Genomic DNA, 14,032 nt, shown 5'->3' with positions numbered 1-14,032 from the left:
TACTAAGCTTGACGCTTAATACATCATCAATTATTCAGCAGATGCTTTAGCGAATAATTGGCGACCACGGTAGATACCATCTTTAGATACGTGGTGACGACGGTGAGTCTCGCCAGTAGCTTGGTCTACAGTTAATGCATTCTCGGTTAAAGCGTCATGTGAACGGCGCATGTCACGGCGAGAGCGACTTTTACGGTTTTGCTGAACGGCCATGATGGCTCCTTACAAAGATCGAAAAAATGGATCAGAACAAATTCAGTTGTCTTATACTTAACAGTATAACACAAAAATTAGTTAAGTTTACCCTTCAAACTTGCCAAAACACCAAACGGGTTGTCCCGTTTTTCTTCGACAATGTCCTCAGCGGCAGGTTGATGCTTATGCTCACAAACGTCATGCTTAGGAGACAAAGGCACCAACAATAACAATTCATCTTCTATCAGAGAAAGTAAATCAGCCGTCGCAGGCGCATCATAGCTACCTTTTGTCGTTGCTTCACTTTCACCTAAGACGATGAAATCAGCATCCTCATCCAAGCGCTCTATCAGTGATTCATCATCCACAAGCGCTAAATGAAAGTCTGAAACGAGAGAGATTTCAACGGGATTCAGACAACGCTGACATTCCATTGGCACTTTCGTTTCAACATGACCATCTAACCATACGACACGATGATACGCATCCATTGATAGCTTACAGTCTATGTTGATCAATTGGTTATCAATTGATCCAACAGCTTCACGGGAAATTCGAACAAAGCGAGACAATGGCAGTGTACCTGACCATGTAAAGCCTTGTTCAGCCCATTTAAACGGCTCAATCTGTGCCGGAAAGGTATTTGCTGACATAATTAAGGCGGCAATTCTACAAATTCATCGGTACTCTGTCAAAGATTAAGATACAATTTTGTACTTATTTAGACAGATCAATTGGGTAATACAAGTCATGCATCAGTTGCAGCCGCAACCTGAAGTCACCACTTCATTACAGTTAACCACTTATTCAACCTCAAGTTCTGCTGTTTATATCGACCCTGTGCAACTCTCACCTTGGGCCAGTTTGCAAACAGAAGTTCAACAAGTAGATTGGCTTATACTACACTTTAATCACTGGTTTTCCCACTTAAATGTGAGTTTAGTCAAAGGTGATTTTGAACCTGAATATTTTCCGGCAACTGCAGATACTCCTGCCCGTATTCAATTTGCCCATGGTTTCTTTAATAGTGCCTTGCATGAAATCAGCCACTGGACCATTGCAGGTGAAAAGCGTCGTTTATTGCCAGATTTAGGCTATTGGTATGCTCCGGATGGCCGCAGCGCCGAACAGCAAGCGCTGTTTGAACAGGTCGAAATCAAGCCGCAAGCGATTGAATGGATGTTTGCCAAGGCCTTTGGACGAAAGTTTCGCGTGTCTTTAGATAATTTAACTGGTGATAGTGGTAATGGTGCCAGCTTTAAAGACAATGTTTTTGCTCAGGTTCAACAATATTTTAAAGGTGAGGCCAAGCTTCCACGTGATGCTGCACATTTTATTGTCTGTATCTGTGCCTGTACCCGGGGTGGCAAAACATTACAAAGTGATGAGTTTCAACGTCACATGCTGGATTAAATTACACAAAATCATCACAGCCTGATTGCAAGACTTTGTAAAATCAACAGATAATGTCTAACAACAAGTCGGGAGAGAATAAATATGCTGCATTTAAGAATACATCCTGATAATCCTCAGCCGCGTTTGATCACTCAGGCGGTAGAGCGGATTCGCGCCGGTGATGTGGTGGTTTACCCGACCGATGCCGCTTATGCCATTGGCTGCCAGATCGGAAATAAAAATGCCATGGAGCGGATTGCACAGATTCGTGGCTTAGGGCCGAAACATCAATATGCCATCTTGTGTTGTGATTTATCCGATATTGCTACCTATGCCAAGGTGGACAATGCCATGTATCGGTTGCTTAAAAACAATACCCCCGCTGTCACCACCTTTATATTACCTGCAACCAGTGAAGTCCCTAAGCGACTGATGCATCCTAAAAAGAAAACGATTGGCCTGCGTATTCCAAGCAATCCGATTTGTCGAATGTTATTGAAGGAATTGGACGAACCGCTATTAACCAGTACGCTGATTCTTCCCAATCATACAGAGCCTTTAGATGATCCGTATGATATTGAAATGGAACTAAGCAAACGGATTGATGTATTTGTCGATGGCGGTCTGGGAATTTTAAATACCACCAGTATTGTGGATTTATCCGGTGATCATCCTGAAGTGATCCGACGTGGTATGGGTGATGTCAGCGCGTTTGAATAAGCACTGTTAAGATTAAATATTAGGGAGTGATCAGGATCAAGGAGTAGCGCTAAAATGGATCTGTTTTATGTGCTACTCAATCCTCATGATTTTACAGCAAACAGTCGAATTTATGCGGAAATTCCCTGGACACTTGAGTCTGAAGTCAAAGTTATTGCGGCAGAGGCTGAACAAGCCCCATCCCTGATGATCAATAACACCGCATATGCGTTTTTCTCAGAAATTGCATTGATTCAGAAATTATCCAGCCTCTATCAAACTCAGAATCTATGCCTGCAAGACAGTGCGCAACGAATGATCGAATTCATCCTCAAGTTGTCTGAACACACCTCAACAGATCACTCATCGCAATAGCGCAGTAACATTAAAGAAAATCACGCAAGCGCATTTTTTGTTGACCATTCATGTCAAAATTATCGGCTTTTAACCAAGCCAGATAGGCCTTTTCCAATTCAGGCCATTCTTGATCCAGAATGGAAAACCAGGCGGTATTACGGTTACGGCCTTTGGCAAATACGGTCTTGACGAAAAGTGCCTTCATGCTGAAAATCAAAACGCAAGGCAGCACGTTTGGATGGCAGGTTCAAGTCATCACACTTCCATTCCACACGGCGAAAGCCCTGCTCAAAACAAGTTTTTAATAATAAATAACTTCTGTCGAAGCTGTGGACTGTTTCATTAAATATGAAAAATAAATATTTCCAATTTCAATAACATGATCTGCAGAACGCTGATTCAGCAAGCCTAGCCATCCCACAAACGTATGATTAACCTCAACCAGATAATGGGTTGAATCTTTAAAACCAAAGCTCTTTTCAAGAGCAGCCCGTAATTCCTCTGCACTTTCAAAACCTGAATAAGGCAAATAAGTCCAACAACTGCGATCTACTTCGCCATGTACACATTGCCAAAGTTGCTGCATCCGATTCGGGTCAAGTATTGCTGAGGACAGCACCTGCAAGGTGGCATGTTTTCCATACAAGCGGTCTGCTAAAAAACTGATGGGGAAAGGATTAGACACCGGAAGTCCAATAAATTGACCATATTCATTTTCTTGTAGTGTTTGATTATTTTTCATGACAATTAGATTTCTTTTTATTGGCTTTCATATTGTCCAAAAATTTTGTTTTATTCTATTCCGGACTTTCTTTAATTTTATTCAGTATATAAGGCTGGAGACATGGCCAGCTTTGTCCATGAAAATTTAAATATTAAATCAAATAGATCGGTCTAAAGAATCAAAATCCTACAAAACCAGTCCATTTCACATAATCAAGCCGCTCAAAAACCTTACTTAATTTCAGGTTTTTTTGTATTTGATCACTTAACTAATTTATTTGAAGTCAAATTTCCATTACACTAGCGCTTACTAAATTACGTGCTTTTTCTTTCGATGCGAGATCGAAGCAAAAGCCTTCTGCATGCCTTTGAAAATTCGCGTGGCCTATAACTGCAATGAATCAACCTATCCATAATCCTATGGAGCCAAGCTCACACATCCGTGTTATGGATGAGTGGCAAGAATCGATTCCAGAGGATTTATATATTCCTCCTGCTGCATTTGAAATTCTGTTAGAGCATTTCGAAGGTCCACTCGACTTCCTGATTTACCTGATTCAAAAAAGCGGTTTCGACTTATTACAGCTCGACATCGCTCCGATTGCCGCACAGTATCTATCTTATATGGATGCCATGAAGTCCTTGAATATTGAGCTGACGGCAGATTATATGGTGATGGCAGCCTTATTGGCAGACCTGAAATCACGACTGTTACTACCAAAACCAAGTGCTAGCATCGTCGTTGAAAAAGATCCTAAACAAGAACTGATTGACCGACTGGAAACCTATTTACGGGTGAAACAGGCGGCTGAACGTCTGGGTCAGATGCCGGTTCTGGAACGTGATACCTTTCCAAGCAATGTCAGTCTGGGGCATGTGGTGCAAAGCAATGAAGGCTATGATGTCAGCCAGCTACGCGATGCCCTGTTTTGTGTGTTTAACCGCCCAGAACCGCTGGTCCATCAAATTCAACAAGAACCCGTAATGCTAGAAGAACGCATTGCTTTTATTGAAAGCCGCTTACAGTCAGGTGAAATCCTGCATTTCGAGGCCTTGCTGAAACCGAGTCAAGGACGTATGGGTATGGTGGTCACCTTTATGGCCATTTTAGAACTTACACGCCAACAAAAAGTGAATATTATTGCGACAGGTATTGAAGCACCACTGGCGATTCAAGGAGTACAAGCATGATAAATGATCAAGCGATACCCCTATCTGTTGCTGATAACCAACATGAAGTTTTGATGCAACTGGAAGCCATTATTTTTGCCAGTGAAACAGCTGTTTCGCTTGCACGTTTGAAAGAAGCCTTCCAAAATCAATATAATAAACAGGAATTGCGTCAGTTGTTACAACAGCTCGCCATGCTACAACATGGCAGATCAATCGAACTGGTAGAAACCGCACAAGGGTTCCGTTTCCAGGTTCGGGCTAAATATCGCAATATCATTACTCAGGTGTGGCCGGAACGACCAACTCGTTTATCGCCTACCCTGCTCGAAACCCTTGCTGTGATTGCTTATCATCAACCAGTAACCCGAGCAGATATTGAACAGATTCGTGGAGTTTCAAACAATAGTCAGATCCTTCGATCATTGTTTGACTGGAACTGGATTAAAGAGTCCGGTTTTAGAGAACTTCCGGGAAGACCCGCGTTGTTAGTTACAACGCCACAATTTTTAAATGCTTTTGGCCTGTCTTCACTGGGTCAATTGCCTCCCCTGCAGGATGCCAAGGAAGCTTTTATGGCGCTCGATGCTCACGCACCGAGGTCATAGATAGGTGAACTGTTGATGATAATTTCTAAGGTTATGCTGTCATGAGTGAAAAATTACAAAAGGTGCTTGCACGCGTAGGTTTGGGTTCTCGCCGTTATATGGAAGAAGTCATTGCTGCTGGTCGTGTGAGTATCAATGGACGCGTTGCCCAAGTGGGTGAACGCATTGAACCGGGTGATGAGCTTCGCATCGATGGTCGTAAAGTCCAATTCCAGATTGAAGATGAAATTCGTCGTCGTGTTCTGATTTACTACAAACCAGAAGGCGAAATTTGCTCACGCAATGATCCTGAACAACGTCCAACCGTATTCGAGCAACTGCCTGCGATTGCCAATGATCGCTGGGTCATGGTCGGCCGCCTGGATATTAACTCGACCGGTCTTTTACTGTTCACGAATGATGGTGAATTGGCCAACCGCCTCATGCACCCATCAAACGAAATTGAACGTGAATATGCGGTTCGCGTAATGGGTGAAGTAACACCACAAATCAAAAACAATATGCTTAAAGGCGTTGTTTTAGATGATGGTCCGGCAAAATTTGAATCATTCACTGAAATTGGTGGTGACGGGATTAACCGTTGGTATCAGGTGGTGGTGAAAGAAGGTCGTAACCGCGAAGTGCGTCGTATTTTCGAATCACAAGGTTTAAAAGTCAGCCGCCTGCTTCGTACCCGTTATGGTACTGTCATTCTACCGCGCGAACTTCGTACCGGTCGCTGGATGGAACTCGATAAAAACGATATCGATAACTTAACCAAAGCTGTTGAGTTAAAACCGCGTCAAGGCACAGGCTTGTTTGGTATGGCAAAACGTCGTACTGAGCGCATGCAAGATAAACCAATGGCGGCACGTCGTGGCGGTTATTTACGTCAGCAACGCCGTGACACCGAAGAGGGTGAAAATCAAAACCCAATGGCCTATGCACAGCGTGATCGCCGTGAAAACCAGAATGGTCATGCGCAACGCCGTCAAGAGAACACCCAGACCGGTAATGCTCAACGCGAACGTCGTGATAGCAATAGCAATGGTTTTGCCCAACGCGGTGAGCGTCGCCAAGACAGCAACCAAAACACTTATGCTCAGCGTGAATCACGTCAAGGCAACAGTAATAGCTATACACAGCGTGAAAACCGTCCTGAAAACTTTGGCAATCAAGGTACTTATGGCCAACGCGAACGTCGTGATGAAAATGCACCACGTAAACCATTTGGCAACAAAAGCTTTAAGAAGTTTTAATTTTTAAAGCTTTTCCTTGCAAATAAAAAGGCCACTCTATTGAGTGGCTTTTTTATACCCTTTTTTTAGGGGAGAATTAGGATAAAACAGGAATATCAATCCAGTGTGCTTTGGGAAAATGTTTCGCCAAATACGCTTTTAAATACTCAGATGTATCTTTAGAAATCAATGCATCTTGCGATTCGTCATTTAAATTATAAGCCAGGGCAAACAGTTCCAGACCACGACTTTTTAAAGCTTCTAAGCTCAGCAAAGTATGATTAATACTGCCTAAACGACCTGAACTGACCAAAATTACCGGGAATTTCTTTTCTGCCACATAATCAATGGTCAGTAATGTTGTGGTTAAAGGCACCATCAAGCCACCAGCACCTTCCAGCAAAACCACCTCATATTTATTCGCCAATTGCTGAGTTGCATCTGCAATTTTCTGAAAATCAATTTCGCGACCATCAATTTTGGTCGCCAAATGCGGCGAAGCCGGATAAGTAAAAATTTCCGGCATGGTCAATTTAGTTTCATCTTCCGGAAACCAGCCCATTTTCATAATTTCACGATGCTGTTCGATATCTTCAGAAATATCGGTATTGCCGGTTTGCACCAGCTTTTGGGTAATGGTTTTTTTGCCCTGCCGATTCCATAACTTGGCCAAGTAGCCTGTGGTATAAGTCTTGCCAATTCCGGTATCAATCCCACTGATAAAATAAACATCTGCTGTCATGCTGTGCTCCGAGCAATGCAATAAATAGGATGGTAACTGAGCTGGTATTGTCGTTGTCCCATCTGATCAAGTTGTGAAAATTGCTGATAGCCCTGATAAAACTGCTGTAAAGACTGTTTGCTCCAGCGATGCTGCGAAGCGGTTGCAGTGACCCCGGTAGCCTTTAAATGTTGTAGCACAGCTTTAGGATGGGAAAAGCTCAGCATTTCCAGGTTTTCGGAAAGATGCAGGATTTCAAAGCCTTGTTTGAGCAGCTTGTGCTGAATCTCTGCAAGAGTGAGATAATCTAATCCCTGTCCAGTCAGTGCCTTAATTTCTTGTAAATTCTGCTGACCAAAAGTCGAGAAACACAAATAGCCTTGCTGCGTTAAAGCATCTGCACAATTTTTAAAAACAGCCTCCAGATCACCGACCCATTGCAAGGCCGAACTGGACGCAACCAGATCAAGGGATTGTGGAAAATCCAATTGCTCAATATCGCCAATCCACCATTTTAGTTTCGGATCATTTTGAAAATGCTGCTGAACTTCAGGATACAGGTCATTTAAAAACAGTTGTTGGATTGCAAAATGCTGCATCAGCAAGTGACTTAAATTGCCTGATCCACAACCGATTTCAAACACACGGTCTAAACTGTTTTTGGATATGTATTCTTGCATCAACCCAATTAAATGCTGGCAAATCTGTTTTTGCACCACCGCATGTTGAGCATAACTTTGCCCGGCCTTGGCAAAACGCTGTGAAATTTGGGATTTATCAATATTCACGGCTAGAACTCACAACAATGCCACCAATTGTTCAAGATCGGTCTGATTGACTTGTGAAGTCAGTGAAATACGCAATCTGGAACTGTGTTTTGGCACTGTGGGCGGACGTACCGGCATAATATAAAAACCGGCCTGTTGTAGCTGCTTGGCCTTTTCCACCGTGCTTTGCGACTCACCAATAATTACCGGCACAATATGTGAAGTCGATGGACACTCAAAGCCTTTGGCCTGTACCGACTGTTGCAGATTTTGGCTGATCTGTTGCAGATGCTGGCGTTGTTGCTGTAAGTCCAAAACTTTCTGGAAAATAAAATTGCTCCAGGCCATACACATGGGTGGCTGGGCGGTACTGAAAATCAGTGGACGCATGGTATTAATCAGATATTCACGGATAATGGGATGACAGATCAGATATCCTCCGACCGAAGCCATTGCCTTACCAAAAGTTCCGACCAGCAGGTCAATATTATCAATCACGCCATATTGTTCTGCACAGCCCAAGCCTTGCTCACCTCTCACACCAATGGCATGTGCTTCATCGACATACAGCATGACTTTAGAAAATTGCTGTTTGATGCGCACCAGTTCAGCTAAATCTGTTTCATCACCATCCATGCTGAAAATGGATTCCGTGACCACAATAATGCGCTCAAAAGCCTCATCTGTATGATATTGCTGTAAAAGCTTTTGCAGATGCTTCAGGTCATTGTGCCGATAACGCACATATTTGGCGGTAGATAAACGAATACCGTCAATCATGCTGGCATGCACCAGTTTATCGGCAAGAATCAGGGTTTTACTGTCACTAAGCGCAGGTAAAATACCGATATTCATGTGATAACCACTGTTAAATAACAGCGCAGCGCGACCATGAAAAGCCTGACTTAAGCTGGCTTCCAGCTGTTCATATTCAGCAAAGTTACCGGTCAGCAAACGTGAAGAAGATGAACTCATTCTGCGCAGCTCATTTGGCGTTTCATCAAAAAATTGTTCACGTAAACTCAAGTCAGAGGCCAAACCCAAATAATCATTGGATGAGAGATTAAGCATTTTATGACCCTGGATTTCAATCATTCGGCCTTGCTGAACATTGGAAGTAAATTGCCGCAAATTGCCCTGCTGTTTTAATTCATCCAGCTTCGCTGCATAGTTATCCAACAGGCTCATGCCATTTCCTCCTGCATCTGTTTTACGACTTCGACCAGTTGTTGCAACAAGGTATTGAGTTCTACTTCAGTAATGACATAAGGCGGCATTACATAGACCAGTTTGCCAAAGGGACGAATCCAGATGCCGCGTTGCACAAACTGCTGTTGCAGGGTTTTCATATCGACGTTAAATGTCAGCTCCACCACACCAATCGCCCCCAGCACCCGAACATCCTGCACATAATCGAGCTGTGCCAGCGGTTGCAGCTGTTGCTGTAACTGTTCTTCGATGCGTTGAATATTGCTTTGCCAATCTTGTGCCAATAAAACTTCGGTACTTTTTAGCGCTACAGCACATGCCAGTGGATTGGCCATAAAGGTTGGGCCATGCATAAACACACCCGCCTCACCCTGACTGATGGTTTCTGCTACATGTTTGCTGGTTAAGGTAGCCGAAAGCGTCATATAGCCACCAGTTAGCCCCTTGCCGATACACATGATATCCGGTTCAACCCCGGCATGTTCCCAGGCAAACAGCTTGCCGGTACGACCAAAACCGGTGGCAATTTCATCAAAAATCAGCAGCACATTATATTTTTCACACAGCAATTTGGCCTGACGCAAATATTCAGGATGATAAAAACGCATACCACCCGCACCCTGAACAATCGGCTCCAGAATTAAGGCAGCAATGCTTTGATAATGTTCAGCTAAAATTTTTTCCAGTTCAGCAATATCATCCTGATTCCATTCATCATAAAAACCGACTTGCGGCGCAGCAACAAAGAAACGGTTGGGTAAACTGGAGCCAAAAATTTGGTGCATGCCCGTGACTGGATCACAGACTGACATGGCATTCCAGGTATCACCGTGATAGCCAGAACGCGGCGTGACAAAATTGGTTTTCTGAGTTTGGCCTTGTGCAGTCCAAAACTGTACCGCCATTTTTAACGCCACTTCTACCGCGACCGATCCAGAGTCCGCATAGAAAATTTTGTCCAGACTGGGCGGCGTTATTTTTAATAAAAGTCTGCCGAGTTGAATCGCGGGATCATGAGTTAATCCACCAAACATGATATGCGACATGTTTTGCAGCTGATCGGTTATTGCCTTGTTCAGTTCAGGATGGTTATAACCATGAATGGTACACCACCAGGAAGACATGCCATCAATCAATTGTTGTCCATCTTCCAGCTCAATGATTGCTCCATAAGCCTGCTTAACCTTAAAGGTCGGCAATGGATCAGTCATGGAGGTATAAGGATGCCAGATATGCGCAAGATCAAAGTCCAGATCGGTTAACTCGGTCATCCATCACTCCATGCAGATGCTTGAAATCAATTTTTCATGATCTTAAACCTGACGAAAATAAAAAGAAATTGCGAGATAAACCAGTTATCCGTTTATTTGTTCTATTTTCTTTAAAAAATGACAGATTTTGCCAGTTATTATTTCAGCTTCAAACAAAGGAAAACCATGAGAGCCACTCATCAGCTCAGACTCTAAAAACTTTGCATTGAATTTCTGATAATTTCTTTGAACTTTGTAACTAACTAAAAAATCCTGTTTTGCAAAGACATGCAATTGAGCACCTGAATAGTTTTTCAAGATATCTACATTATTTAACTGTTCAAGACACAATAATCCCTGTTTTAATAGGTCAATAGATTGTGGCTGAATCAAACTTTGTAAAGTGATGAAGTCAGCTTTGGTGGTTGCTGTGCCCTGACACACCATATAGCCAAACTTTTTTAAGGTTGAAATGGCATCCTGCTCAAATGACTGTTTGAACTGCTGAAATGTCGGCTGATCCATTGCCATAGACCATGTATCATTTGCTACGAAACAGGGATTAGAACCCAAAGTAATCAATACTTTTTCCAGCCCATGCTGCTTTTGAATCTGATCGACCAAAACTGTGGCCAGCTGACCACCCAATGACCAGCCAGCAATTACATCAAACTGGCGGGCCAGTTCGGCTTGCTGCACTAACACCTGCTCATCCAGAGCATTGAAGATATTCCACAGTTCAACCTGATGCCCTTGCTGTTCTAAAGCCTGCTTTAAAGGATTGAGCAGTTTGCTGCCACCGCCCCAGCCTGTGATGAGTAAAATACGTTGCTGCAATGTTGACCTTTAAACTTATGCTCTGATTGACTGCAGTATATAAAATTTTATTGCTTTTAAACTGCACCAAATCCATCAAAAAATGATGTACGTCTAATGAAGATTATTTTGTTAGTATTTAAGCATTCTTCCAACAACAAAAATATTATGAAAGCTTCTAAAATATGCAAAGCTGGATTGCTATGGATCAGTTGTATGACTGTATTGTCTCAGCCGGGTTATGCTGAAAACTCCATTTTTTCTAAATCAGAACAGGCTCAAAAACAGTGGGTCGGAAAAGCTGCACCTGCATTTAAATTGCAGGATCAAAATGGTCAATGGCATTCCTTGAGCCAGTACAAAGGCAAATGGGTGGTGTTATATTTCTATCCTAAAGACAACTCTCCCGGCTGTACTCAGGAAGCCAATCAGTTTAAGGCACTCTATCCGCAGTTTATAAAAAATAATGCGGTAGTACTTGGCGTCAGTCTGGATGATGTGAAGTCTCATCAAAAATTTTCAGAAAAGTTAGCTTTACCTTTTCCTATTCTGGCAGACCACAATCATCAATTGGCAGATCAATTCGGAATTGTCCGTAACCTAGGTATTACTAAAATAGCCAAACGGGAAAGCTTTCTGGTTGATCCCAAAGGAACCATTGTTTACCACTACAATAGTATTAATACACAATCACATGCGGCTCAGGTTCTGACAGATATTCAAAAGTTTTCTAAATAGATCTTCGCTTATTCAAATATTCAAATATTCAAATATTCAAACTCTAGACAGTACGATTCGGCACAAATGATAAACCGGGTTCAAATAATAAAAATAAAGATATAAAAAAAGCCCGACTACTGTCAGGCTTTCTATGTCTAAATTTGCAATCTTACATTTGCGATTGAATATAGTTTTGCAAACCAATGAGTTCAATTAAACGAATTTGTTTTTCCAACCAGTAGGTATGATCTTCTTCAGTATCAGACATTTGCTGACGCAGCATCTCACGGGTAACGTAATCGCCTTTTTCTTCGCAAAGTTTCACACCTTGCGCCAGTTTTTCACGCACATGATATTCGAGTTTTAAATCCGCTTTTAAACATGTGACCACATCTTCACCTGTTTCGATGTCATCACGGTTCATATTCGGTGTACCTTCCAGGAATAATACACGGCGAATAATCGCATCGGCATGCGATGCTTCTTCCTGCATTTCATGGTCGATCCGTTCAAAAATCTTAGTTAAACCCCAATCTTCATACATGCGAGAATGAATAAGATATTGATCACGAGCCGCCAGTTCGCCACCGATCAACATATTTAGATAGTCTACGACTTCTGGATTGCCACGCATTTCAATTACTCCATACCCTTTTTCTAATATTATGGACAAAACCGCCCCTTAATGCAAAATATAAATTATGTAAGTTTATGATTTTTATAAAATTAAAATGAGAAACATACGCATTTGCAGTTTATTTAACAAAACTTTCCATATATAAAATAAGCCTTTGCGTAATTGAAGAAATTTCCACAAGGCTTATTTAAACTGTAAAAGTATATTTTTAAGATTTGTAACGCTTACAAATAGTTCTTATTTCCTCCGCCAATAAAAAACATGAACTTTGCAATACCTGTCTCACTTGACAGGCGTTCAGCAACCCACCCTGCTGGTTTTAAACCAATTAGATACAAGTAGATTATTTATTTATAGGAAATAGAGCATTACCAAGTACAACTTTTAGCTAAAGTAAGCATCAATCAGTCAAAGACACGCCTGTGATTTCACTCTAAGATATGCGCAAACTTAAAAACAACAATGGTTTAACTCATGACGAATCTACAACATAGCACACCCATTCTTGTGACAGGTGCGACAGGCTACATCGCTAGTTGGGTCATTAAAAATTTACTGGAGCAAGGTTATACCGTACATGCTACTGTCCGTGACCTGAACAAAAAGCCAAGCTTTGCACATTTAGATAAAATTGCCGCTAAAACCACGGGAACACTTAAACTATTTAAAGCCAATCTACTTGAAGCCAATTCATTTGATGAAGCCATGCAAGGCTGTGAAATCGTGTTGCATATGGCATCGCCTTTTGTGGTGAACAACTTTAAAGATGCGGTAAAAGACATTATTGAACCTGCTATTTTAGGTACTGAAAATGTGCTGAACAGTGTCAATAAAACCGAGTCAGTTAAACGTGTGATCGTGACCTCGAGTATTGCCTCTACTTATGGAGATGCGATTGATATTCAACACACCGCAAAGAATGAGTTTGATGAGTCACATTGGAATACCACCAGTTCAGAAACACATCAACCCTATTCCTACTCCAAGGTTATGGCAGAGCGTAAAGCATGGGATATGCAACAAGCACAGCAACGTTGGGACTTGGTCTGTATTAACCCTGCGCTGGTTCTCGGTCCCTCATTAACCGCAAATACCCAGTCAGGCAGTGTAGAAGTGCTGCAACAGTTTGCCAACGGCATGACTTTACTCGGTGTACCGCCGATGTGGAATGGCATTGTGGATGTCCGAGATGTAGCGGATGCACATACTCAAGCTGCTTTTAATCCGGATGCCAAAGGTCGCTACATTATTAGTGGCGGCACAATGAGCTTACTGGAAATGGGGAAGATTTTACGTCTGAACTTTGGTCCTAAATTCCCTTTCCCACGCAACCAGCTCCCGAAAGCGGCTTTCAAACTGTTTGGGCCTTTGGCTGGTTTTTCCAAGTCATTTGTTGAACTGAATATGGGTTATCCAATCTATTTTAATGCCAGTAAAAGTCAGCAGGAACTGGGCATGCAATACCGTAATATTGAAACCAGTTTGGTTGAGCATTTCCAGCAATTACTGGATGATGGTGTGGTGAAAAAGTACATTCCTTAAGCTGTA

The 14,032-nt window shown here is 42.3% G+C and carries 15 protein-coding genes and 2 pseudogenes; 8 read left to right on the top strand and 9 right to left on the bottom strand.

What is annotated here, in order from left to right; translation table 11 throughout:
• Positions 1–30: 30 nt before the first annotated feature.
• Both rpmF and WAE57_RS04415 read right to left on the bottom strand, forming a co-directional pair.
• A complete protein-coding gene (rpmF, locus tag WAE57_RS04420; RefSeq protein WP_004279227.1) occupies positions 31–213 on the bottom strand; it encodes a 50S ribosomal protein L32 in 183 nt (60 codons plus the stop codon).
• 77 nt (positions 214–290) lie between these two features.
• Positions 291–848, bottom strand: coding sequence for a YceD family protein (locus WAE57_RS04415; protein ID WP_237788355.1), 558 nt, complete (start codon positions 846–848; stop codon positions 291–293).
• Positions 849–945: 97 nt separating this feature from the next.
• Here WAE57_RS04415 and WAE57_RS04410 point away from each other — a divergent pair, with 97 nt between their 5' ends.
• The 3 genes from WAE57_RS04410 (at position 946) to WAE57_RS04400 (ending at position 2,664) form a co-directional block, all read left to right on the top strand.
• Positions 946–1,608 carry an elongation factor P hydroxylase gene (locus WAE57_RS04410; protein ID WP_337708597.1) on the top strand — a complete coding sequence of 221 codons (663 nt, stop codon included), beginning with the start codon at positions 946–948 and terminating at the stop codon, positions 1,606–1,608.
• Positions 1,609–1,692: 84 nt separating this feature from the next.
• Complete coding sequence (locus WAE57_RS04405; protein WP_237788357.1) at positions 1,693–2,310, top strand: L-threonylcarbamoyladenylate synthase; 618 nt, start codon at positions 1,693–1,695, stop codon at positions 2,308–2,310.
• Positions 2,311–2,364: 54 nt separating this feature from the next.
• On the top strand, positions 2,365–2,664 hold the full coding sequence (locus tag WAE57_RS04400) for a hypothetical protein (RefSeq protein ID WP_337708593.1): 300 nt from the start codon (positions 2,365–2,367) through the stop codon (positions 2,662–2,664).
• 10 nt (positions 2,665–2,674) lie between these two features.
• On the opposite strand, the pseudogene WAE57_RS04395 reads toward WAE57_RS04400, so the two are convergent.
• Positions 2,675–3,388: pseudogene (locus WAE57_RS04395) on the bottom strand (GNAT family protein).
• Positions 3,389–3,765: 377 nt separating this feature from the next.
• Here WAE57_RS04395 and WAE57_RS04390 point away from each other — a divergent pair.
• From WAE57_RS04390 to rluB, 3 genes and pseudogenes are all read left to right on the top strand, one after another.
• On the top strand, positions 3,766–4,560 hold the full coding sequence (locus WAE57_RS04390) for a ScpA family protein (RefSeq protein ID WP_337708591.1): 795 nt from the start codon (positions 3,766–3,768) through the stop codon (positions 4,558–4,560).
• A complete protein-coding gene (gene scpB / locus WAE57_RS04385; RefSeq protein ID WP_337708589.1) occupies positions 4,557–5,147 on the top strand; it encodes an SMC-Scp complex subunit ScpB in 591 nt (196 codons plus the stop codon). Before WAE57_RS04390 ends, scpB begins: the two co-directional genes overlap by 4 nt.
• A gap of 41 nt (positions 5,148–5,188) precedes the next feature.
• Positions 5,189–6,043 (top strand): annotated as a pseudogene (rluB, locus tag WAE57_RS04380) (23S rRNA pseudouridine(2605) synthase RluB); the annotation flags it as partial.
• A gap of 418 nt (positions 6,044–6,461) precedes the next feature.
• On the opposite strand, the gene bioD reads toward rluB, so the two are convergent.
• The 5 genes from bioD to WAE57_RS04355 all read right to left on the bottom strand — a co-directional run bounded on the left by bioD (position 6,462) and on the right by WAE57_RS04355 (position 11,148).
• Positions 6,462–7,106, bottom strand: coding sequence for a dethiobiotin synthase (gene bioD / locus WAE57_RS04375; protein ID WP_337708587.1), 645 nt, complete (start codon positions 7,104–7,106; stop codon positions 6,462–6,464).
• Entirely contained in the window at positions 7,103–7,873 is a 771-nt protein-coding gene (bioC, locus tag WAE57_RS04370) for a malonyl-ACP O-methyltransferase BioC (protein ID WP_337708585.1), read from the bottom strand. Before bioC ends, bioD begins: the two co-directional genes overlap by 4 nt.
• 9 nt (positions 7,874–7,882) lie before the next feature.
• Complete coding sequence (locus tag WAE57_RS04365; RefSeq protein WP_337708584.1) at positions 7,883–9,040, bottom strand: 8-amino-7-oxononanoate synthase; 1,158 nt, start codon at positions 9,038–9,040, stop codon at positions 7,883–7,885.
• A complete protein-coding gene (gene bioA / locus WAE57_RS04360; protein WP_337708581.1) occupies positions 9,037–10,332 on the bottom strand; it encodes an adenosylmethionine--8-amino-7-oxononanoate transaminase in 1,296 nt (431 codons plus the stop codon). The genes WAE57_RS04365 and bioA overlap by 4 nt, the downstream gene beginning before the upstream one ends.
• An 84-nt stretch (positions 10,333–10,416) precedes the next feature.
• Positions 10,417–11,148, bottom strand: coding sequence for a hydrolase (locus WAE57_RS04355; RefSeq protein ID WP_337708579.1), 732 nt, complete (start codon positions 11,146–11,148; stop codon positions 10,417–10,419).
• A 147-nt stretch (positions 11,149–11,295) separates the two neighbouring features.
• Here WAE57_RS04355 and WAE57_RS04350 point away from each other — a divergent pair, with 147 nt between their 5' ends.
• On the top strand, positions 11,296–11,865 hold the full coding sequence (locus WAE57_RS04350; RefSeq protein WP_337708577.1) for a peroxiredoxin: 570 nt from the start codon (positions 11,296–11,298) through the stop codon (positions 11,863–11,865).
• A 151-nt stretch (positions 11,866–12,016) separates the two neighbouring features.
• Here the strand turns inward: WAE57_RS04350 and bfr are convergent, their stop codons facing one another.
• A complete protein-coding gene (bfr, locus tag WAE57_RS04345) occupies positions 12,017–12,481 on the bottom strand; it encodes a bacterioferritin (protein ID WP_086174911.1) in 465 nt (154 codons plus the stop codon).
• Positions 12,482–12,958: 477 nt separating this feature from the next.
• On the opposite strand from bfr, the gene WAE57_RS04340 reads away from it, so the two are divergent.
• Entirely contained in the window at positions 12,959–14,026 is a 1,068-nt protein-coding gene (locus tag WAE57_RS04340; protein ID WP_337708574.1) for an aldehyde reductase, read from the top strand.
• The last annotated feature ends 6 nt before the right edge of the window (positions 14,027–14,032 follow it).

It is taken from the genome of Acinetobacter sp. NS-4 (assembly GCF_037402435.1).
Classification (GTDB): Bacteria; Pseudomonadota; Gammaproteobacteria; order Pseudomonadales; family Moraxellaceae; genus Acinetobacter.
Note: the sequence above shows the minus strand (reverse complement) of the source record. Positions and strands in the feature narration are given on the sequence as shown.